The organism is Acinetobacter sp. ABJ_C1_1 (genome assembly GCF_044684115.1).
Lineage (GTDB): Bacteria > Pseudomonadota > Gammaproteobacteria > Pseudomonadales > Moraxellaceae > Acinetobacter > Acinetobacter nosocomialis_A.
Genome location: NZ_JBITPU010000001.1, coordinates 683,560 through 705,680, shown reverse-complemented (window position 1 = coordinate 705,680; position 22,121 = coordinate 683,560). Strand labels below are relative to the sequence as shown.

Here is a 22,121-nt window from a genome sequence, read left to right as displayed (position 1 = left end):
ATTCGGAATGATTTATTTTATTGAGCGATTAACGACCTGATTCATCATTCCAGAGCAGTTTATGTAACTGTAGCTGGAAACGTACAGGCAGTTTATCGTCCAGTATCCACTGTGCCAGATCACGTGCTAAACGTGGCAGGCCAACAGCACCTTTTTCAACTGCAAAGGCAGGGGAGAACCAAACAGTACTGACTTTGGTCTGCAGTTGATATTGTTCAACTTGTTGTTTTGACCATTCATAGTCTTCACGATTACAAATCACAAATTTGATTTGGTCATGTGAAGTTAAGTAGTCAAGATTACTGATGAGATTACGGTGTTCTTCACCAGAAGTTGGAGTCTTTAAATCGAGAACTTTAGAAACACGTGGGTCCACTTTTGATACATCAAGAGCGCCACTCGTTTCTAAAGAAACGTCAAAGCCAGCATCACATAAACGTTGTAATAAAATTAAGCAATTTGGCTGTGCTAGGGGTTCACCACCAGTCACACAAATATAAGGCGTTTGATATTTTCCAGCCGTTTCAATAATGTGCTCGAGTGATAAACGCTCGCCACCTTCAAAAGAATAGGTGGTATCACAATATGTACAACGTAAAGGACAGCCTGTGAGACGAATAAATACAGTCGGTAAACCAGAGGCATTTGCTTCACCCTGCAACGAGTAAAAAATCTCGGTAATGCGTAAACCAGACGCAGGGTCAGAGACAGGAATTGCAGAGGAACGTAAGGAAGCCATTCTAGAAATACCACACTATATAAAAAATAAAATCTCTACGATCAGTGTTGACCGTAGAGATGCTTGATCAAACTGAAATTAGTCAGCGCGTAACAAATCGTTCAAACTTGTTTTTGCACGTGTTTGCGCATCAACTTTTTTCACGATAATTGCAGCGTATAAGCTGTATTTACCGTCAGCAGATGGGATGTTACCTGGTACAACAACTGAACCAGCAGGAACACGACCATAATGGATTTCGCCAGTTTCACGGTCATAAATTTTGGTTGATTGACCAATGAAGACACCCATTGAAATGACTGAACCTTCTTCAACAATAACGCCTTCAACGATTTCAGAACGCGCACCGATAAAGCAGTTGTCTTCAATAATAGTTGGGTTAGCTTGTAATGGCTCTAAAACACCACCGATACCAACACCACCAGACAAGTGAACGTTTTTACCGATTTGAGCACATGAACCTACAGTTGCCCATGTATCAACCATTGTGCCTTCATCTACATAAGCACCAATGTTGACATAAGATGGCATTAACACCACATTTTTAGCTTGGAAACTACCACGACGAGCCACAGCAGGAGGAACAACACGAACACCTGCAGCTTTAAATTGCTCTTCAGTCCAACCAGAGAATTTAGTTTCAACTTTGTCGTAGAAACGAAGATCACATGACTCGATTGGTTTATTGTCATTGAGTTTAAATGATAATAAAACAGCTTTTTTTAACCATTGATGAACAACCCATTCACCATTGATTTTTTCTGCAACACGAAGTGTACCGTTATCTAATCCAGCAATTGCTTCTTCAACAGCTTGGCGAATTTCGCTTGAGCAATCTGCTGCAGTAAAGTTTGCGCGGTCTTCAAATGCTTGCTCAATGATCGTAGAAAGCTGAGACATGATCTTCCTTCCATAAAAAATTTTAAAGATTTTACACTAATTTGTGACAAGAATCTTTGAAAAAACGTGTTACGTTTAAAGCGAGAGTTAAAGTGGAAAAGCTTATTAGATAATCAAGTGTTTTTTACACAAAAATGATTTGAAAATAAAAATTTAACTCAATTTGTATCAAAAAATAACAGAAATCTAGCAGTTTTTGTATAAAAAAGAATCTATGCTCTTGAATATAATTTTTGTCACAAGCTGAATAAATTAAAAACAGAGCCTTTTCTTGAGGAGAAAACGATGAAAGTATTACGTGTTTTAGTGACAACTACAGCTTTACTTGCTGCTGGTGCTGCAATGGCAGATGAAGCTGTTGTTCATGACAGTTATGCATTCGATAAAAACCAATTAATTCCAGTAGGTGTTCGTGCTGAGGCTGGTACTACAGGTTACGGTGGTGCTTTATTATGGCAAGCAAACCCATATGTTGGTTTAGCATTGGGTTATAACGGTGGTGATGTTTCTTGGCGTGATGATGTGTCAGTAAATGGCACTAAGTACGACTTAGATATGGACAATAACAACGTTTATTTAAATGCTGAAATTCGTCCATGGGGTGCAAGTACTAACCGTTGGGCTCAAGGCGTATATGTAGCTGCAGGTGCTGCTTACATAGACAATGATTATGACTTAACTAAACGTTCACAGGACGGTACTATTAAAGTAAATGGTAATAATTATAACTTTAATGGTTCAGTGGATGGTAAATTAAGTTATAAAAATGATATCGCTCCTTATGTAGGTGTAGGTTTCTCACCTAAAATCAATAAAAACTGGGGCGTATTCGGTGAAGTAGGTGCTTACTATACTGGTAACCCAACAGTAAATCTTAAATCAAATGGTACTTTTGTTAATGTTAACGGTGCTGACTTTGATAAAGATTTACGTGCCGAAGAAAACAAAATCCGTAACGATGACAAATACAAATGGTTACCAGTGGGTAAAGTTGGTGTGAACTTCTTCTGGTAAGATCCTAAAGAAAAAACGAGCTTCGGCTCGTTTTTTTGTATTTAATAAAATAAATAAAAGAGCTAATTAGCTCTTTTATTTTGTTCTTAATTTTTATTCATCTGGATAAGCAATTTTTTTCAATGCTTTAATGTCGGCATCAGGTGAGCATAAAGAAATAAACTCGTAACCGTAACCACGTAAGAGATGGCCTTTACGAACAGCAATCCATGTGGTGTTAACACCAAAGATATCAGTTTTAATTTGCTTTAAACGATAGTCACGTTCTGCATCGTAAGCAACATCGTTGACAATTCCGACGCCCATACCAAGTTCTACATAGGTTTTAATAACATCGGCATCAAGAGCGGACATTACAATATCAGCATCGATTTGAGCATCTTCAAATGCTTTATCGATTTTAGAGCGACCTGTAAAACCACCATGATAAGTAATCAGTGGATATTCAGATAAAGCATCAAGATCAATCTTATCGAGTTTGGCAAGAGGGTGCTCTTGCGGTGTAATAATACTATGCTGCCATTGATAGTATGGAATACTTGCTAAATTTTCTTCAGTTGTTAAAGATTCTGTCGCAATACCAATATCGGCTTCACCTTGTAAAAGCATCTCTGCAATTTCGACAGGACTGGCTTGTTGCAAAATCAAATGTACTTTAGGGAACAGCTTTTTAAATTGATTGACGATTGGTGGTAGTACATAACGTGCTTGAGTATGCGTTGTCGCAATTGTTAACGTACCTTCATCCACTTTATTAAAGTCATCGGCAAGACGTTTAATATTTTCCGCATCTACAAGCATACGCTCTACAATGCTAAGTAGTGATTGGCCCGGTTCAGTTAAACCAAGTAAACGTTTACCTTTACGAACGAAAAGTTGTACACCTAATTCATCTTCTAAATCTTTAATATGTTTACTTACACCTGATTGAGAGGTGTATAGCGCGGCAGATGCTTCCGTTAAATTAAAGTTTTGGCGTACTGTTTCTCGGATAATTCTTAATTGTTGAAAGTTCATTTACACTTTTCCTCGAAAGAGGTGAGGACCGGCTTTAAATTCCGCGAGATGGCTCCTCACCAAATAATTCCTTAAGCAACTTGATCTGCAAATAGGTGAAGTTGAGATGCACTCACCCAAACAGTTTGATTTGGTTTAAATGCATGTTGTTTTGCAGCTTCACTGCTCAGAGCAATCTCAATTAAACGTCCATTACGATCTTGTAATTCCGCCACTACTTTTCCAGCAATCCAGACTTCACGTACAAAAGTTGCTTCAATTGTATTTGCCTGTGGTTGCGAATGAATATGTAACTCATCCGGACGGGCAAAAGCAATCACTTTTCCTTGCGGTGCCTGAACTGTAGTCGGTAATTCGATACGATCATTGCCAATACGGATAATACCGCCGGCATGTTCACCTTCAAAACGATTTGCTTGACCCAAGAAATCAAATACAAATGGCGTTGCAGGTTTTTCGTAGACTTCACGTGGTGAACCAATTTGTTCAACGTTACCTTTATTCATCACAATAATCTGGTCAGCCACTTCAAGAGCTTCTTCTTGGTCATGGGTTACGAAAATTGAAGTGATATGCAATTCGTCATGCAAGTTACGTAACCAGCGACGTAATTCTTTACGGACTTTGGCATCAAGTGCGCCAAATGGTTCATCGAGCAATAGCACACGAGGCTCTACAGCGAGTGCTCGAGCTAAAGCAATACGTTGACGTTGACCACCAGAAAGCTGAGCAGGGTAGCGGTCTGCTAAAAAGCCTAGTTGAACTAGGTCAAGCAGACGAGTAACACGTTTTTTAATCTCAGCTTCAGAGGGGCGTGTAGCACGAGGGCGGACACGTAAACCAAAGGCAATATTGTCAAATACAGTCATATGACGGAATAAAGCATAGTGCTGAAATACAAAGCCGACTTGACGTTCGCGAACATGTACATTAGTTGCATCTTCGCCTTCAAGTAACACTTGACCGCCATCGGCTGACTCTAAGCCAGCAATAATACGAAGTAGAGTCGTTTTACCGCAGCCAGATGGTCCGAGTAGCGCAACCAGCTCACCCTCTGGAAAGTCTAGGGAAATATTTTTAAGCGCATGGAATGCACCAAAGTGTTTCTCAATATTCTTAACTTGAATACTCATGATTTCATTCCTTACGAATCAGTTGAATGCGGTTCTGGTTTGTCTTGATGCAGTTCTAACCAAGTTTTCAATACCAGTGTTAATAAGGCTAAGAAAGCAAGTAATGAGGACACGGCAAAGGCTGCACTAAAGGTGTACTCGTTATATAAAATTTCAACATGAAGTGGCAGGGTATTGGTTTCACCACGGATGTGACCAGAAACTACCGATACTGCACCGAACTCACCCATTGCACGGGCATTACACAAAATCACGCCGTAAATCAGGCCCCACTTAATGTTAGGCAGAGTGACTTTCCAAAAGGTTTGCCAGCCTGAGGCACCAAGTACAATCGCGGCTTCTTCTTCCTCTGTTCCTTGCGCTTCCATGAGTGGAATTAATTCACGTGCAACAAAAGGAACGGTAATAAAGATGGTCGCTAAAACAATTCCGGGCACCGCATATAAAATCTTAATGTCGTGATCCATTAACCAGCCGCCTAACCAACCTTGAGCACCAAAAATCAGTACAATCATTAAACCTGCAATAACAGGTGAAACTGAAAAAGGCATATCAATAATAGTGGTTAAAATCGCTTTGCCTTTAAACTGGAACTTGGAAACAGCCCATGCAGCGGCAACACCAAATATCACGTTAATCGGTACGGCAATCGCTGCGGTGAGTAATGTTAATTTCACCGCTGACAACGTATCTGGATCAATTAAAGCCTGAACATAGACTTCAAGGCCTTGTTTAAACGCTTCAACAAAAACCAGAATAAGTGGCAGCATTAAGCAACTAAGAAAGAAAATCAGTGCAACTGTAATCAGCGTATAACGTACCCAAGTCGGTTCACGAGTTGCATCACGAGACTGTAGTTTCAAAGCAAGTGCATTGCTGTCGGTATGTAGGTTCATGTGATATTTCTCCCTGTACGACGGTTTGCCCATGCTTGAAGTAAGTTAATGACAAATAAAATAATGAAAGAGAGAACTAACATAACCGCAGCAATAGTGGTTGCACCTGCATAGTCATACTCTTCAAGGCGAGAAATGATCATGAGCGGGGCAATTTCTGTTTTAAATGGCTGGTTACCTGCGATGAAAATTACAGAACCATATTCACCCACGCCACGGGCAAATGCTAAAGCAAAGCCTGTAAATAGCGCAGGTAGTAATATTGGCAAAATAATTTTAGTAATGGTCTGCCAGCGATTTGCCCCAAGTGCAGAAGCAGCCTCTTCAAGCTCGGTTTCGATATCGCTTAACACGGGTTGAACAGTTCGAACAATAAAAGGAATACCAATAAATACTAAAGCTAGCGTAATCCCGATAGGTGTATAAGCAACATGAATACCGAGTGGTTCTAAATATTGACCAATCCAGCCAGTAGGGGCATAAAGCGAAGTAAGCGCAATACCTGCAACTGCTGTTGGAAGTGCAAAAGGTAAGTCTACTAAGGCATCAACCAGACGTTTTCCGGGAAAGTTATAACGGACAAGGCACCAAGCTAAAAGTAGTCCGAAAACAACATTAATAAACGCCGCAATTAAAGCTGAACTAAAGCTGAGTTGAAGCGATTTTAAAATACGTTCAGAGGTTAAAATTTCCCATAGTCCGTCCCATCCGATTCCAAATGATTTGATAAAGACTGCGGCTAATGGAATAAGCACAATAAAAGAAACGTAGGCGAGGGTGAAGCCCAATGATAGACCAAACCCAGGCAGCACTCGGGATCGCTGCGACATGATATTTCCTCAAAGAGAAAAGCCTGCTGAAACCAGTAAGCGAATAAATAAAGATAAACGGCGCGGTATAAAGCTGGGTATTAAGCAAATTTCAAAGAGAAATGTGTCTTTACCGGATCAATAGATGAGTGGCTACACATCGAGTCTTCAGGAAGTAGATAGTTCAGTAAGTCAGGGAATGGGCCAAAACCAGAAGCAACATTGATATGACCGACTTGCCCAAGATTAATTGGGTTTAATTGCCAAGCTTTAGCAAGTTGTAAAGCATCAAAAAAATCTAACCAAGGATCATTTTCACTAATCAGTAGTGTTGTAGGCACATTAATTTTTAACTGATGAAAATAATCTTTGTAGTCAGTCAAGCTATGGCGGGCAAAGCCTGCTTCACCAAAACGTGCCGGATTTGCAGGAGCAACCAAAATTAGTTTTTTAACTTGAACTTGTAACTCAGGATGCTCAGCTAAAGCAGCAACACTTGTTAAGCAACCGAAACTATGCGCAACAATTTGTACTGGTGCTTGTACTGCTTGAACTGTTTTAACGAATTGCTCAATCCATTCACTTAATACGGGTCTATCCCAGTTTTTTTGCTCAACACGAGAACTAGACACGAGTTGACGCTGCAACCAAGATTGCCAATGTTGATGTTCACTTCCACCTACACCTGGAACAATTACAGAGTGAGTCATGTCTGTTCTCCTTATCGTTAGTACAAAGAATTACTTCTCTGCACTATTAATTTTCACGATTTGATCGAAAACACCACCATTATCAAAGTGTTGTTTTTGCACTTTTGTCCAACCGCCAAACTCTTTATCAATTGTTACGAGTTTCAATGGCTTAAATACATTGCTGTATTTTTTTAGTACGGCTGCATTACGTGGACGGTAGAAATTACGTGCTGCAATTTCTTGGCCAGCAGGTGAGTACAAGTAGTTGAGGTAACCTTTAGCGATGGTGAGGTTGCCTTTTTTGGCAGCGTTTTTCTCAACAACAGCAACTGGTGGTTCAGCTAAAATCGAAAGAGATGGGGTAATAATTTCAAATTTGCCCGGTTGTTCGCGAACAGCTAAATGAGCTTCATTTTCCCAAGCAAGTAACACATCACCAATACCACGTTCAGCAAAAGTCGTGGTTGCACCGCGTGCACCCGAATCTAGAACTTTAGTATGTTTATAAATTTGGCGGACATATTCTTGTGCTTTAGCATCGTTACCACCTGGTTGATGTTTCGCCCAAGCCCAAGCTGCAAGGTAGTTCCAGCGAGCGCCGCCAGATGTTTTCGGGTTTGGTGTAATAATTTCTACACCTGGTTTGATTAAGTCACCCCAGTCTTTAATTTGTTTAGGGTTACCCTTACGTACCAAAAACACGATTGTTGATGTATATGGAGTAGAGTTTTGTGGCAATTTCTTTTGCCAATCAGTAGGAAGCAATTTTGCTTTTTCTGCAATTTCATCGATATCAGCTGCAAGAGCTAATGTCACAACGTCAGCATTTAAGCCATCAATCACGGCGCGGGCCTGTTTACCAGAACCACCGTGTGATTGTTTAAACTGAATATCTTGTCCAGTACGCTGTTTCCAGTAAGTACCAAACTGTTTATTAAAGTCTGTATATAACTCGCGAGTTGGATCATAAGAAACGTTTAAGAATTCTTGAGCTGCAAATGATGAAACAGAAAGAAGAGCAGCAATAACCCCGACTTTTAATTGAGAAAAACGCATGAGATAACCCCTCAAAAATACGAAATGTTCAAAACATGAACGCAGAATAGCGCTAGTCTTTATTCTAAAAAAATAATAAAAAACGAATTTAATATGAAAAATATAGAAATATAAAAAATGGATAAGCTATTCTTAAATCTTGATATATAACAAGTTTCAAAAGTGCTGATTAAATCGGTATAATTTTTTAAAATCAGTCATTTATTAATTAAATGAAAGGTGTTGTATTGTTGGGCGGTTTTTTAAGAAAGGACGGATTAAGCATGTGGTGTTTTAAAAATGGGCAACCTGTTGAAACCATTCCGTTACTAGACCGAGCATTTCATTATGGAGATGGATGCTTTACCACAATTCGTGTTTTTCAAAATAAGATTGAGCTTAAAGCACGGCACTCGGAACGTCTAAAACTTGCCTGCCAAAAACTAGCATTAACTGCAAACTTTGAATTAATTGAACAGAGTTTGCAGCAGCTATATAAACAAAACCTTGTGCTCAATGGCACTTTAAAAATTGTGATTAGCCGCGGTGAAGGTGACCGTGGTTATAGTTTGCCAAAGCATGAAGCAGATATTTATGTCTGGTTCTATCCAAAAGCATTGGAGCAGTTCCGACCAGATTTTATTGAGTGTGGGGTTTTAAATCAGGCCTTAGGTTTAACCATGCCGAGTTTAGTTGGACTTAAATCTTTAAACCGTCTTGAACAGGTACTGCTAAAAAAAGAAGCAGATCAACAAGGCTGGGCAGAAGCATTAGTAACTGATGTACAAGGTTATATTGTTGAAGGGGTAAGCAGTAATTGTTTTATTCGTTTAAATGATAGATGGATTACACCGGAACTTCGCTATAATGGCGTCCACGGTGTGATGCGTGCAGAAATTTTGGCACGTATGCAGCACCATGGAATTGCCTGCGAAATCAGAATAATTGAGCTAGATGAAGTACCACAAATACAGAGTCTATTCTTTTGTAATGCTTTACATCCAATGCGAGTGGTTACTCAAATCGGTGAACAAACTCTAGATTCACAGGCGTGCCTAAATTTATTTCATACTCTTAACTTGAATCAGATTCATTAATATGCCGAAGCCACCTGTGAACGCGAAAGCAAAAAATGCTAAAAAAAAGGGCAAGAAAACAGCATCTCATTTTCCTAAAAAGTTGGTGCTCATTGGCTGTTTTATCGTTTTAATTTCTATTTTTGCTATTTTATGGTCAAGTTTATTTAAAGCTTATCCTATTGAAGGGAAAAAGCAGATGCTATCGATCACTTCAGGTGAGACCTACTCTGGTTTTATCGATCACTTAGCAAAAGAAAACAAAATCCATTTTCCTATTGTACTTAAGCTCTATCAAAGATTTATGATTCATGACAGCATGAAAGCTGGTGTATATGAAGTTGAGCAGGGAATGAGCGTAAGACAAGTATTAGAGATGTTGTCTAATGCTGATAATGCTCAAATGAACCGTATTTTGGTGATTGAAGGTACGACTTTTAAACAGCTTATTACTGCACTCAAAAATGATAAAAATGTAAAAAATACAATACTCGACTTACCTGATGATCAGCTCATGAAGGCGCTAGGAATTCCTTATCATCATCCAGAAGGCTTGTTTGCGCCTAACACTTATTTCTTTGCAAAAGGTGAGACTGATAAAAAAATCCTGACGGATTTATATCATCACCAAATGAAAGCTTTGGATGCAGCTTGGGCGAACCGTGCACCAAACTTACCTTATAAAGATAAGTATGAAGCTTTAATTATGGCTTCAATTGTTGAAAAAGAAACAAGTTTAGATAGTGAGCTTGAGCAAGTATCTGGTGTATTTGTACGCCGTCTGAAAATTGGTATGCGTCTACAAACTGACCCAACCGTAATTTATGGCATGGGTGCAAACTATAAGGGTAACATTACTCGCGAAGATTTACGTACATCAACTCCATATAATACTTATACAATTAATGGCTTACCGCCAACACCAATTGCCTTACCAAGTCAAAAAGCAATTGAAGCTGCATTACATCCAGATGACTCAAATAATATTTATTTTGTGGCAACTGGTAATGGTGGTCATAAATTTACTGCAGATTTGCAGGCTCATAACCAAGCGGTGCAGCAGTATTTATCCGTGTTGAGATCGAAGAAATAAGGAAAAGAGATGTTTATTAGCTTTGAAGGCACGGAAGGGGTAGGTAAAACTACACTCATTCGAAAAATTCATCAGCATTTTGAAGAGCAAGGTAAACAAGTTGTCTTAACCCGTGAACCGGGTGGTACGCCGTTAGCAGAACAAATACGTTCTATGCTTTTGGCGGTGAATCATGATGAAAATATGAGCCATGATACCGAACTACTCTTAATCTATGCGGCACGTGCTCAACACTTACAACAAGTCATTTTGCCGGCTTTAGAGTCTAATAAAATTGTTTTAAGTGATCGCTTTACCGATGCAAGCTTTGCTTACCAATGTTCTGGTCGTGGTTTAAGCCAAGATAAGTTACAGCTTTTAAATCAGAACTTTGTTTCACGTATGCCAGAAGTGACTTTCTGGTTAGATGCACCAATTGAACTCGGTATGAACCGTGCACGTGAGCGTGGAGCTTTAGACCGTTTTGAACAGGAAAAGTTAAGTTTCTTCGCAAAAGTTCGCGAAGGTTATGAGACCTTATGGAAAGCCGAACCTGAACGTATTAAACGTTTAGATGCTACCCAAAGCCCAGATCAGGTGTTTGAGCAAGCTTTGCAATATTTAGGATAAGTAATAATAAAAGCCGCTCTCATATTTTGTGGGAGTGGTTAAAAATAATAATAAATCTGGTTTAAAAGGTCATAGAAAATATGAGTCAGTATTCTATGCTATTTTGAATACTGTTCTGAAATCGAAGAAAAACAAGGATGAAAAGTTCAAAAGAAGAAATTGTAGCGTTTCTTGAAAAGGAATTTCCCCCAAGTCTTGAACATTGCACGATTGAATCAGTCACGCCTAAAGCTGCTGTCGTTTATTATCACGTCGATCAAAGACATCAACGTCCGGGCGGTACCATATCTGGGCCTACCATGATGACTTTGGCAGACTTTGCTTTGTATATCGCAATACTCGGTGAAATCGGAATTGTTGGTTTAGCAGTAACCACTAATTTTAATATTAATTTTTTAAGAAAACCCGCAGGTGATAAAGACTTACGTAGCGAATGTAAGCTCATGAAAGTAGGGAAGAGTCTTGTCGTGGGTGAGGTATGGATTTATTCAGTAGGACAAGAGGAACCGGTGGCACATGTGACCGCGACTTATTCAATTCCACCCCGATCATAAATATTAACCTAAATAAAAAGCACAGCCAGAGCTGTGCTTTTTTGTAGAAAACAGTTTAAATTTCGGTATTAACCAATGGTTGTTCTACTGCAAAATTTGGAGGAGTTAAAACAGTTTTACGAATCTCGTTCGAAGTTTCCGGATAATCGAGGGTGTAATGTAGACCACGTGATTCTTTGCGGTGCATGGCACAGCGCACAATCATCTCAGAAACGAGCACAAGATTACGCAGTTCAATCAGGTTTTTGCTAACACGGTAGTCTTGATAATATTCAGTGATTTCACGCTTCAACATTTCGATACGGTGTAAAGCGCGTTCTAAACGTTTTGTGGTTCTTACAATACCGACATAGTTCCACATGGTCGAACGTAACTCATCCCAGTTTTGTAAAATCACCACATCTTCATCTGGGTTGGTTACTTGAGAGTCATCCCAAGTGGGTACTTTCGGTAGTTTGAAATTCTCATCAAACTTATTTTCGATGTCTTTTGCTGCACTCATACCATAAACGAAGCACTCAAGTAATGAGTTACTCGCCATACGGTTAGCACCATGTAAACCTGTATAAGAGGTTTCACCAATTGCATAGAGACCTTCAATATCAGTCTGGCTATTTGAATCAACCACAACACCACCACATGTATAGTGTGCTGCTGGCACTACTGGAATCATGTCTTTAGTAATGTCGATACCTAACTCAAGCAAACGTGCATAAAGTGTAGGGAAGTGCTCTTTAATAAACTCAGGTGATTTGTGTGTAATGTCTAACCACACATGGCGAATACCGAGACGTTTAATTTCATGGTCAATGGTACGTGCCACAATATCGCGAGGAGCCAATTCAGCACGATCATCAAAACGAAGCATGAAACGTTCGCCATCAGGCAAGCGTAAGTAAGCACCTTCACCACGCATCGCTTCAGTAATTAAGAAAGAACGTGCTTGTGGATGGTATAGGCAAGTTGGGTGGAACTGGTTAAATTCCATATTGGCTACGCGGCAACCTGCACGGTAAGCCATGGCAATGCCATCGCCTGTGGCAATATCTGGATTAGATGTGTAAAGGTAAGCTTTCATCGCACCGCCGCAAGCAAGTGCGGTAAATGGGGCAAGGAAAGTATGAACTTTTTCAGTGTTTTCATCTAAGGCATACAAACCAACAGCGCGATTCGCTTGATCTGTATGACCCAATTTATGCGACGTGATTAAATCAATCGCAATGTAGTTTTCAAAAATAGTAATATTCTTGCGTTCTTTCGCACGTTCAACCAATGTAGTTGAAATGGCTTTGCCTGTAGCATCAGCAGAATGGATAATGCGGCGCTGTGAGTGGCCACCTTCGCGAGTTAAGTGAAGCTGCTCATCTTCATCTAGGGTGAACTGAACACCTTGCTTTAAAAGAAAATCAACAGAAGGGCGACCACCTTCGACAGTATGCTGAACTGCATCCATTTCACATAAATGAGCACCTGCAATCATAGTGTCATTAATATGTTGTTGAATAGAGTCAGTTTCATCAAGAACAGCAGCAACACCGCCTTGTGCATAGAAGGTACTTGCTTCAGTTAAAGCAGCTTTGGCTAAAACTGCAATATTAAAATGACTTGGTAACGATAAAGCCAGACTTAAACCAGCACCGCCACTGCCCACAATAATCACGTCAAAGTGGTGAATTGTCTGTTGATTAGGCATGTCCATTCGCATCAATTTAAAACGTCCGCTAATGACACCCCTTTTTACCTAAAAAGGCAAGAGCTTAAGCGCTCTAAGTCACAGAAAAATTGCAATTAGCTTAAAAAATTGCAATGCGTAAAATAAACGTGATGATGATGTCTTACAAATAAACATATTGTTACGCACAATTCCAAAGCATTGTGATACAAAAGTTTTATTCTTATTCTCGTAGACCAATTGTGGGTGAGCACCGAATGAAATCTCGCTATTTACAACAAGGAATGTATGCAGCGGTATTTACAGTTGCCGCTGTTCAAGCAAATGCTGCTGTTGATTTTTCAAACCTCGTTGAACAAGTTAGTCCGGCTGTGGTGAGCGTAAACGTCGTAAAAAAAATGACTCAGGATGAACTGTTACAACAGCAAGTTCCTGAAATTTTAAAACGTTTCTTTGGTAATCAGGTCATCATTCCACAGCAACAAGGTCCTCAAGAAAAAACAGCATACGGTAGTGCATTCTTTATTAGTAAAGATGGTTACTTACTCACAAACCATCATGTGATTGAAAATGCTTCCCGCATTAGTATTACTTTAAATGACCGTCGTGAAATTGATGCAACTGTTGTTGGTAGTGATGAACGTACCGATGTTGCATTATTAAAAGTCAATGGAAGTAATTATCCTGCTTTAAAAGTTGGTAATGTTGACCGTTTACGTGTAGGTGAGCCAGTATTAGCAATTGGTTCTCCATTTGGTTTTGACTACTCCGCCTCAGCAGGTATTGTCAGTGCCAAGTCACGAAACATGAGTGGTGAAACTTCTGTACCATTTATTCAAACTGACGTTGCACTAAACCCAGGTAACTCAGGCGGTCCATTGTTTAATCAAAATGGCGAAGTTGTTGGGGTAAACTCACGTATCTTTAGTGGTACTGGCGGTTATATGGGCTTGTCTTTCTCTATTCCAATCGATGTTGCGATGGATGTAGCTGAACAGCTTAAAACAAAAGGTAAAGTTACTCGTTCATACCTAGGCGTCATGATGCAAGATATTGATCGTAACCTTGCCGATGCTTACAAACTGCCTAAACCAGAAGGTGCCCTCATCACACAAGTAACGCCAAATTCACCTGCTCAAAAAGCAGGGCTTAGAGCTGGTGATGTGATTTTAAAACTTAATGGTGCTTCTGTGCTGCGTACAAGTGATTTACTCTATGCATTAAATAAAGTTCAGCCAAACCAAACCGTTCAGTTTGAAGTGTTACGTGATGATAAAACTCGTAATATCACTGCAACTTTAGCAACAGCACCAGATGAAACACCAGCTACAGGTACTCAGATCTCTGCTTCTAAAGGTCCAGTGTTAGGCATGAGTATTCGTGATTTAGCTGAACCAGAGAAAAATACGTTAGGTGTAAAAGGCGGTATTTATGTTCAAGATGTCCGCCGTGGTGGGTTGGCATCATTGTCAAATATCATTCCGGGTGACGTGATTGTTCAGGTTAATAATACTCAAATTTTAAATAGCCAAGATTTTGCGAAAGTTGTTTCTAACCTACAAAAAAATACGGTTGCACGTGTTGGAATCATTCGTCAAGGACAACGAGCAATGCTTGGTTTACGCATTCAGTAAAATGATATAAAACTAAACCACCCTGAAAATGGGTGGTTTTTTATTATTTGTATTCGGCATAATGTTCGATCTAGCTAATCTAAATATAGCTTTGGATTTAATGATTAAGGTGAGTGTTTTGTGAGCAGTATTTTCGATTTACATATTCAGGTTCAGCCACAGCATATTGATGCTTTAGGTCATGTTAACAATGTAATGTATGTCCAATGGATGCAAGATGTTGCTGCTGCTCATGTTGAAACATTAGGGGTAGGCGTAACCAAATACCTTGAGCTTAAGCATGCAATGGTTGCTGTTGAGCATCATGTGCAATATCGTAAGGCTGCGTTTGAAGGCGAAGAAATTATATTGCGGACATGGCTAGACGATATCAATGCGCTTTATTCATTTCGCCAGTATGTTTTTTTCCGTCCGTCTGATCAAGCAGTCTTATTTGTTGGGAATACCAAGTGGGCATGTATTGAAATTGCATCGGGTCGACCAAAACGAATGTCGCCAACTTTTACACAAGCTTATAAGCCCCTTGATTCAAGCATAAATCCTTTAGATTTTACTATTTCATATGCTCGATAGTCGGAAGTATTACATGTGCTTTGAATTGTCATTTTTTAGAACATAAGTACAAAGCTCATGATTATTTTGGATACTTTAAAATATCCATCTGCTATAATCTCTCGCAATTTGTTAAACCGCTTTGGCTATGTATTAAAACAAGCTACATAGCACTTTATATTTTCTCAAGGTAGCCCATGGCGCAAGCTAAAAAATCAGTTGATATCAAAAATATCCGAAATTTCTCGATTATCGCTCATATCGATCATGGTAAGTCTACTTTGGCTGACCGTTTTATTCAGATGTGTGGTGGCTTACAAGATCGTGAGATGCAAGCTCAGGTCTTGGACTCAATGGAGCTTGAGCGCGAACGTGGGATTACCATTAAAGCAGCCTCAGTGACATTGTATTACACCCATCCAAATGGACAAGAATATCAGCTTAACTTTATTGATACTCCGGGGCACGTTGACTTCTCGTATGAAGTATCTCGCTCATTAGCTGCATGTGAAGGTGCATTGTTGGTTGTCGATGCTGCGCAAGGCGTAGAAGCACAATCAGTTGCAAACTGTTATACCGCGATTGAACAAGGTCTCGAAGTTCTTCCTATTTTAAATAAAATTGATTTACCGCAGGCTGAACCTGAACGTGTAATTCATGAAATTGAAGAAATTATCGGGATTGAAGCGACAGATGCACCGACTTGTTCAGCAAAAACAGGTTTAGGTGTTGAAGGTGTATTAGAGCGTTTAGTTGACGTTATTCCGGCACCAGAAGGTGATCGTGAAGCTCCATTACAAGCTTTAATTATCGATTCATGGTTTGATAACTACTTAGGTGTAGTGTCTCTTGTTCGTATTAAACAAGGTCGTATCCGTAAGGGCGACAAAATGTTGGTTAAATCGACTGGACAAACTCATCCGGTAACTTCTGTAGGTGTATTTAATCCTAAGCATACTGAAACAGATATTCTTGAAGCTGGTGAAGTAGGTTTTGTTATTGCGGGTATTAAAGACATTTTTGGTGCGCCAGTAGGTGATACCATTACACTTGCAACAACACCAGACGTTGCAACTTTACCTGGTTTTAAAAAGGTTAAACCGCAGGTTTATGCAGGTCTTTTCCCAATCGATTCAAGCGACTTTGAGCCATTCCGCGAAGCATTACAGAAATTACAAATTAACGATTCTGCGTTGTTCTTTGAACCTGAAAGTTCGGATGCACTTGGTTTCGGGTTCCGCTGTGGTTTCTTGGGCATGTTACATATGGAAATCGTACAAGAGCGTTTAGAACGTGAGTACGATCTCGATTTAATTAGTTCGGCACCAACAGTAGTTTATGAAGCTGTTACCAAAAAAGGTGAGACGATCTATATCGACAGTCCGTCTAAAATGCCAGATGGTTCAGTTGTTGAAGATTTACGTGAGCCAATTGCTGAATGTCATATTCTTGTGCCGCAAGAATACTTAGGTAATGTCATGACCTTATGTATTGAGCGTCGTGGTGTCCAAAAAGACATGAAGTTCTTAGGTAATCAAGTTTCAATTACTTTTGAAATTCCAATGGCTGAAGTCGTAATGGATTTCTTTGACAAGCTTAAATCATGTTCACGTGGTTTTGCATCGCTAGACTATAACTTCGTACGTTTCGAAAGTTCATCTTTAGTTAAGGTTGATGTATTAATTAATAGTGAAAAGGTTGATGCCTTGGCTATGATTTGTCACCGTAATGATGCTCGCCATCGTGGTATTGCTTTAGTTGAAAAAATGAAAGACTTGATTCCACGTCAAATGTTTGATGTTGCAATTCAGGCTGCCATTGGTGCTCAAATTATTGCTCGTTCGACCGTTAAGGCGATGCGTAAAAACGTTCTAGCAAAATGTTATGGCGGTGACGTGTCTCGTAAGAAGAAATTACTTTCTAAACAAAAAGAAGGTAAGAAACGTATGAAACAAGTGGGTAGTGTAGAAATTCCACAAGAAGCGTTCTTAGCTGTTTTGAAAGTAGAAAGATAAAAGAAAGGGCTGGGATGAACTTATATTCTCCCAGCCATAAAGCAAGCAGCTAGGCTGCGAGTGAGGTCATGTGGATTTTGATTTTAATTTAATTCTTGTTCCAGTTACGCTGATTTTATTTGCAGTGTGGTTGTTAGATAAACTTGTTTTTAAACAGCGTGCGAATAAAGGCCGAGAGAACGAAAATTTTGTTATTACATGGGCCTATGACTTTTGGCCAGTTTTAGCTGTTGTACTTGTACTTCGCTCATTTCTTTATGAACCATTTAACATTCCATCAGACTCTATGGTTCCAACTTTAGAGACTGGCGATTTTATTTTAGTTAATAAATTTGACTATGGTGTGCGTTTACCTATCGTAAATAAAAAAGTGATTGATGTAGGTGAACCAAAACGTGGTGATGTCATCGTATTCCGTTACCCACCTCAACCAACCATCAGCTATATTAAGCGTGTAATTGGTTTGCCGGGTGACCATATTGTTTATGATCATGGACAATTGATTATTAATGGTCAAAAAGTTCCTAAAGTAGCAACACAGTTTAGTCGTGAAAAAGATGCTTTAGATACACCAACGTCTATTTATCATAAAGAAACTATTGGTGATCACACCTTTACGATGCGTGAGCTTGAAGGCGTAAACGTTGCGCGTCAGGCACCATTTATCAACTATGTTGATAATGGCAAATATTCAAACCAAGACGGTTTATATTGGGAAGTAACCGTTCCGAAAGGACATTACTTTGCAATGGGGGACAACCGCGATCAAAGTGCTGATAGTCGTTTCTGGGGCTTTGTTCCTGAAGAAAACTTAACAGGCCGAGCTTTCTATGTCTGGATGCATAAAGAACCTGGTTTCCACCTGCCAAGCTTTAACCGAAATGGGAAAATAGATTAAAAACAACCATTAGGAAAACAAAAATGCGTAAGGCACAACAGGGTACTTCGTATTTAGCAATTTTATTTGGGGTGGTCATATTTGCAATTGCAGTGAAAGCTATACTTGCAGTTTGGCCAGCGTATTGGGATGATCGTGTGATTAATAATCAGATTACCGAGCTTATGCAACAAAGCTCAGCTGATACGACACCCCAAAAATTTATGGCACAGATGGATCAAAGACTGGAAATGAATAATATTCGTGATCTCCATTTTAAAGAGATTGCCGAAGTGTTTAACCAGTCTGGTCTAACGGTCAAAAAGAAATATGAGGTAAGAAAGCCTTTCTTACTAAATATTGATTTAGTTTTAACATTTGAGAAGAGTTTTGACAAAACATCAGTTCAAACTAAGTGATCCTCGCTTACTTAGTCGAATCGGTTATCAATTTAAACAGCCTGAATTGCTACAGTTAGCTTTGACTCACCGTTCGGTGAGTCATAAGTATAACTATGAGCGTCTGGAGTTTTTAGGCGATTCGCTGTTGGGGATGATCATTGCCAACTATTTATACCATGCTTACCCACATGAAAATGAGGGTCGCTTAACGCGTATGCGTGCAACTTTGGTTCGCCAAGAAGCATTAGGTAAAATTGCAACCGATTTGCAACTTAGTCGGTGTTTAATATTAAGCACGGGCGAGTTGAAATCTGGCGGTCATCATCGTGAGTCAATATTAGCAGATACGGTAGAAGCGATTATTGGTGCAATTTATCTTGATAGTAGTGATCTGAACCTACTCAAAGATATTGTGTTAAAATGGTACGTACCTTATTTAGATCATATTGAGCCAACAGATCAACTCAAAGATCCAAAATCACGTTTACAAGAGTATCTACAAGCACGTAAAAAACCTCTCCCTGTTTACGAGGTTGTAGATATTCAGGGTGATGCACCTCATCAACACTTTAAAGTCGAATGTTTGGTAGATGGTTTACCAAAGATTTATGGTGAGGGGTCAAGTCGTCGTTTTGCCGAGCAGGCAGCAGCGGCGGAAATTTTAAAGTTATTGGAGCAATAACCTGCATGTCGATGCATTCTGATCAAATCAATCCAGATTCAAATGAAAACCAAGATCCAAACAATCTGATTGATCAATTTTTTAGTTCCAAAGGCGTTACAATTCCTTCGGATTTTAAGAGCGGATTTGTGGCGATTGTGGGACGTCCAAATGTGGGTAAATCTACCCTCATGAATCATTTATTGGGTCAAAAACTCTCAATTACTTCACGTAAACCTCAAACGACACGCCATAAAATTATTGGCATTGATTCACGTGAAAAAATGCAAGCGGTTTATGTAGATACACCGGGAATGCATAAGAAAGAAGTACGCGCGATCAATAAAATGATGAACCGTGCTGCACATTCTGCATTACGTGACGTTAACTTAGTTTTATTTGTTATCGATGCTTATAAGTGGACTCAAAATGACGACTTAGTGCTTGAGAAACTCAAGAACGCTGAAATGCCAGTTATTTTGGTAATTAACAAAGCTGATACTTTTGAAGATAAAAGAGAGATTCTTCCTTTGATTCAAGAGCGTACCAAGCTTATGAATTTTGCTGAGATTGTTCCTGTTTCGGCCCTTCGTGGAGCAAACTTGGAACATTTAAGTGAAACGATTGAAAAATATCTTCCTTATCAGCCACCGCTGTATTCATTCGATCAAATTACGGACCGTTCTGAACGCTTCTTGGCAAGTGAAATCATCCGTGAAAAAATCATGCGTCAGTTGGGTGAAGAGCTACCATACGATTTAACAGTGCAAATTGAATCTTTCAAAACGGAAGAGGCAACTGTTAATGAGAAAACTGGTCGATTAAAGCCAGCTTGTACCTATATTGATGCAACTATTTTTGTAGATCGTCCTGGCCAAAAAGCAATTGTGATTGGTGAAAAAGGTGCCAAGCTTAAAACGATTGGTATGGATGCTCGTAAAGACATGGAAAAAATGTTCGAACAAAAGATCATGCTTACCTTATGGGTTAAGGTTAAAGGTGGTTGGTCTGATGATGAACGTGCTTTAAAAAGTTTAGGATATAGTGATATCTAATAAGCAGGGAATACTGGTATGAAAGCAATTACATCAATATTGGCTATTGTTGGGTGTACATTGATGTTACAAGGTTGTGTATATAAGCTTGTAACCGTACCAGTAGGTATTGCTTATAAAACAACTAAAGGTGTAGTGAAGGGTACAGCTGCTGTTGTGGGAGCTGTAATTCCTGATGGTGATGATGACGATAAGAAAGAAAAAGAATCTAAGGAATAGTTTCTTTTTATGATGCGCAATGAAGTCCTCCATGGATATATGATTCACCATCGTAAATATCGTGAAAAAAGCCATATTGTGCATCTCTTCACTCAGGAATACGGGCGGGTCGATGGCATTTTAAGACAGACTCCGCCTCCTCAATATCAACCAATTCGGTTGCAAGCCACAGGTAAAAGTGAACTTAAAAATTTTATGAAGCTGGAAATATTAAATCAGCCAGTTTTCTTTTTTGGTGATGCTTTTTTTGCTGGTTTTTATTTAAATGAAATTGTTTTACGACTTTGCCCATTAGAAGAGGCAATGCCACAAACTTTTGAACAATATCAGTTAACGTTACTTCAATTACAAGAATTATCTTCCCACGAAAATCCTGACCTTTTTCTTCGGCAGATTTTGCGCCAGTTTGAACATGTCTTACTTCCAGAGCTAGGCTATGCGATTGATTTCTCAGTTGATAGCGCACAAAAAGAAATTTTGCCTCATCAGTTTTATCAGTTCCAAGTGACTGAAGGTTTTGCTCCAGTGGTTCAGGCAGGCCGTTCATCTTTGTCGGGAAAAGCGATTTTATCTATGCTGGACTATGAGCAAGGGCAGGATTTTTCTCTCGAACAATTGCAATTATTAGGTAAACTATACCGTCAAATGATTACATCGCTTTTAGGTGATCGTCCCCTAAAAAGTCGACAATTGTGGATTCAAAACACTCAAACTCAATCGTAATTAGGATTTATTTATGGCTGCATTGCTTGGTGTAAACATAGACCATGTTGCTACTTTAAGACAGGCGCGCGGTACTACTTACCCAGATCCTGTAGAAGCTGCTCTTATTTGTGAACAAGCCGGTGCAGAGGGCATTACTTTGCATTTGCGTGAAGACCGTCGCCATATTCAAGATGATGACGTACGCCGTATGCGTCCATTATTAAAAACACGTATGAATCTGGAGTTGGCTGTTACTGATGAAATGGTCGAGTTTGCAAAAGAAATTAAGCCACAACATGTATGCTTCGTTCCTGAAAAGCGCCAAGAAGTAACAACTGAAGGTGGCTTAGATGTAGTCACTAACTTTGAAAAAGTTAAGGCTGCAACTCAAGCCTTAGCTGCTCTGGGGTGTGACGTATCATTATTTATTGATGCGGATTTTGCTCAAATTGATGCGGCAGTGGCATGTGGTGCACCTACAATTGAGTTGCACACAGGGGCATATGCCGATGCAGCAACAGAGCAAGAACAACAAGAAGAGCTTGCTCGTATTGTAAAAGGTGTTGAGTATGCAGCTTCAAAAGGTTTAGTTGTAAATGCAGGTCATGGACTTAACCTAAAAAATATTGCACCAATCGCAGCAATTCCACAAATTCATGAATTAAACATTGGTCATTCAATTATTGCAGATAGTGTTTTTGTAGGTCTGGCACAGGCTGTTAAAGATATGAAAACAGCGATTCAGGCAGCAGGATAATTAGTA

At 39.5% G+C, this 22,121-nt stretch carries 24 protein-coding genes; 15 read left to right on the top strand and 9 right to left on the bottom strand.

Annotated elements, in window-relative coordinates; genetic code table 11:
- Positions 1-28: 28 nt before the first annotated feature.
- Complete coding sequence (gene queE, locus ACG59Z_RS03410) at positions 29-739, bottom strand: 7-carboxy-7-deazaguanine synthase QueE (protein ID WP_400197935.1); 711 nt, start codon at positions 737-739, stop codon at positions 29-31.
- A 78-nt stretch (positions 740-817) separates the two neighbouring features.
- Complete coding sequence (dapD, locus tag ACG59Z_RS03405) at positions 818-1,639, bottom strand: 2,3,4,5-tetrahydropyridine-2,6-dicarboxylate N-succinyltransferase (RefSeq protein WP_002052807.1); 822 nt, start codon at positions 1,637-1,639, stop codon at positions 818-820.
- Positions 1,640-1,924: 285 nt separating this feature from the next.
- Here dapD and carO point away from each other — a divergent pair, with 285 nt between their 5' ends.
- Entirely contained in the window at positions 1,925-2,653 is a 729-nt protein-coding gene (gene carO / locus ACG59Z_RS03400) for an ornithine uptake porin CarO type 4 (RefSeq protein ID WP_396462431.1), read from the top strand.
- A 93-nt stretch (positions 2,654-2,746) separates the two neighbouring features.
- On the opposite strand, the gene ACG59Z_RS03395 is transcribed toward carO, so the two are convergent.
- The 6 genes from ACG59Z_RS03395 to ACG59Z_RS03370 all read right to left on the bottom strand — a co-directional run bounded on the left by ACG59Z_RS03395 (position 2,747) and on the right by ACG59Z_RS03370 (position 8,256).
- Positions 2,747-3,670, bottom strand: coding sequence for a CysB family HTH-type transcriptional regulator (locus ACG59Z_RS03395; RefSeq protein ID WP_263614360.1), 924 nt, complete (start codon positions 3,668-3,670; stop codon positions 2,747-2,749).
- 71 nt (positions 3,671-3,741) lie between these two features.
- Positions 3,742-4,803 carry a sulfate/molybdate ABC transporter ATP-binding protein gene (locus ACG59Z_RS03390; protein WP_002052588.1) on the bottom strand — a complete coding sequence of 354 codons (1,062 nt, stop codon included), beginning with the start codon at positions 4,801-4,803 and terminating at the stop codon, positions 3,742-3,744.
- A gap of 11 nt (positions 4,804-4,814) precedes the next feature.
- On the bottom strand, positions 4,815-5,699 hold the full coding sequence (cysW, locus tag ACG59Z_RS03385; protein WP_002052783.1) for a sulfate ABC transporter permease subunit CysW: 885 nt from the start codon (positions 5,697-5,699) through the stop codon (positions 4,815-4,817).
- Entirely contained in the window at positions 5,696-6,529 is an 834-nt protein-coding gene (cysT, locus tag ACG59Z_RS03380) for a sulfate ABC transporter permease subunit CysT (RefSeq protein ID WP_004707527.1), read from the bottom strand. Before cysT ends, cysW begins: the two co-directional genes overlap by 4 nt.
- A gap of 80 nt (positions 6,530-6,609) precedes the next feature.
- The gene (locus ACG59Z_RS03375; RefSeq protein ID WP_016804963.1) at positions 6,610-7,218 is read right to left on the bottom strand and encodes an alpha/beta hydrolase; all 609 of its coding nucleotides are present in this window, start codon (positions 7,216-7,218) and stop codon (positions 6,610-6,612) included.
- A gap of 30 nt (positions 7,219-7,248) precedes the next feature.
- Complete coding sequence (locus ACG59Z_RS03370; protein WP_002052521.1) at positions 7,249-8,256, bottom strand: sulfate ABC transporter substrate-binding protein; 1,008 nt, start codon at positions 8,254-8,256, stop codon at positions 7,249-7,251.
- Between the two features lie 263 nt (positions 8,257-8,519).
- On the opposite strand from ACG59Z_RS03370, the gene pabC reads away from it, so the two are divergent.
- The 4 genes from pabC to ACG59Z_RS03350 all read left to right on the top strand — a co-directional run bounded on the left by pabC (position 8,520) and on the right by ACG59Z_RS03350 (position 11,567).
- Positions 8,520-9,332 carry an aminodeoxychorismate lyase gene (gene pabC, locus ACG59Z_RS03365; RefSeq protein ID WP_400197934.1) on the top strand — a complete coding sequence of 271 codons (813 nt, stop codon included), beginning with the start codon at positions 8,520-8,522 and terminating at the stop codon, positions 9,330-9,332.
- Between the two features lies 1 nt (position 9,333).
- Entirely contained in the window at positions 9,334-10,404 is a 1,071-nt protein-coding gene (gene mltG, locus ACG59Z_RS03360; protein WP_400197933.1) for an endolytic transglycosylase MltG, read from the top strand.
- 9 nt (positions 10,405-10,413) lie between these two features.
- Positions 10,414-11,013 carry a dTMP kinase gene (gene tmk / locus ACG59Z_RS03355; RefSeq protein ID WP_134261984.1) on the top strand — a complete coding sequence of 200 codons (600 nt, stop codon included), beginning with the start codon at positions 10,414-10,416 and terminating at the stop codon, positions 11,011-11,013.
- Between the two features lie 137 nt (positions 11,014-11,150).
- Positions 11,151-11,567 (top strand): PaaI family thioesterase, encoded by a 417-nt coding sequence (locus tag ACG59Z_RS03350; RefSeq protein ID WP_396462435.1) that lies wholly within the window; start codon positions 11,151-11,153, stop codon positions 11,565-11,567.
- 55 nt (positions 11,568-11,622) lie between these two features.
- On the opposite strand, the gene nadB is transcribed toward ACG59Z_RS03350, so the two are convergent.
- On the bottom strand, positions 11,623-13,266 hold the full coding sequence (gene nadB / locus ACG59Z_RS03345; protein WP_263614354.1) for an L-aspartate oxidase: 1,644 nt from the start codon (positions 13,264-13,266) through the stop codon (positions 11,623-11,625).
- 230 nt (positions 13,267-13,496) lie between these two features.
- Between nadB and ACG59Z_RS03340 the strand changes: the two genes are divergently transcribed.
- The 10 genes from ACG59Z_RS03340 to pdxJ all read left to right on the top strand — a co-directional run bounded on the left by ACG59Z_RS03340 (position 13,497) and on the right by pdxJ (position 22,115).
- Positions 13,497-14,873, top strand: coding sequence for a Do family serine endopeptidase (locus ACG59Z_RS03340; protein WP_400197932.1), 1,377 nt, complete (start codon positions 13,497-13,499; stop codon positions 14,871-14,873).
- A gap of 120 nt (positions 14,874-14,993) precedes the next feature.
- Positions 14,994-15,446: a thioesterase family protein gene (locus ACG59Z_RS03335; RefSeq protein WP_016804958.1), complete on the top strand. Its 453-nt coding sequence runs from the start codon at positions 14,994-14,996 to the stop codon at positions 15,444-15,446.
- Between the two features lie 176 nt (positions 15,447-15,622).
- Positions 15,623-17,440 (top strand): translation elongation factor 4, encoded by a 1,818-nt coding sequence (lepA, locus tag ACG59Z_RS03330; protein ID WP_004699962.1) that lies wholly within the window; start codon positions 15,623-15,625, stop codon positions 17,438-17,440.
- A 70-nt stretch (positions 17,441-17,510) separates the two neighbouring features.
- A complete protein-coding gene (gene lepB / locus ACG59Z_RS03325) occupies positions 17,511-18,338 on the top strand; it encodes a signal peptidase I (RefSeq protein WP_016804957.1) in 828 nt (275 codons plus the stop codon).
- A 23-nt stretch (positions 18,339-18,361) separates the two neighbouring features.
- Positions 18,362-18,736, top strand: coding sequence for a DUF4845 domain-containing protein (locus ACG59Z_RS03320; RefSeq protein ID WP_400197931.1), 375 nt, complete (start codon positions 18,362-18,364; stop codon positions 18,734-18,736).
- Positions 18,708-19,400 (top strand): ribonuclease III, encoded by a 693-nt coding sequence (rnc, locus tag ACG59Z_RS03315; RefSeq protein WP_004707545.1) that lies wholly within the window; start codon positions 18,708-18,710, stop codon positions 19,398-19,400. The genes ACG59Z_RS03320 and rnc overlap by 29 nt, the downstream gene beginning before the upstream one ends.
- 11 nt (positions 19,401-19,411) lie before the next feature.
- Positions 19,412-20,434, top strand: a complete 1,023-nt coding sequence (gene era, locus ACG59Z_RS03310; protein ID WP_080593587.1) for a GTPase Era — start codon at positions 19,412-19,414, stop codon at positions 20,432-20,434.
- Between the two features lie 18 nt (positions 20,435-20,452).
- Positions 20,453-20,653, top strand: coding sequence for an NF038104 family lipoprotein (locus ACG59Z_RS03305; protein ID WP_016804953.1), 201 nt, complete (start codon positions 20,453-20,455; stop codon positions 20,651-20,653).
- Between the two features lie 9 nt (positions 20,654-20,662).
- A complete protein-coding gene (locus ACG59Z_RS03300; protein ID WP_400197930.1) occupies positions 20,663-21,376 on the top strand; it encodes a DNA repair protein RecO in 714 nt (237 codons plus the stop codon).
- A 13-nt stretch (positions 21,377-21,389) separates the two neighbouring features.
- Positions 21,390-22,115 (top strand): pyridoxine 5'-phosphate synthase, encoded by a 726-nt coding sequence (pdxJ, locus tag ACG59Z_RS03295; RefSeq protein ID WP_016804931.1) that lies wholly within the window; start codon positions 21,390-21,392, stop codon positions 22,113-22,115.
- The last annotated feature ends 6 nt before the right edge of the window (positions 22,116-22,121 follow it).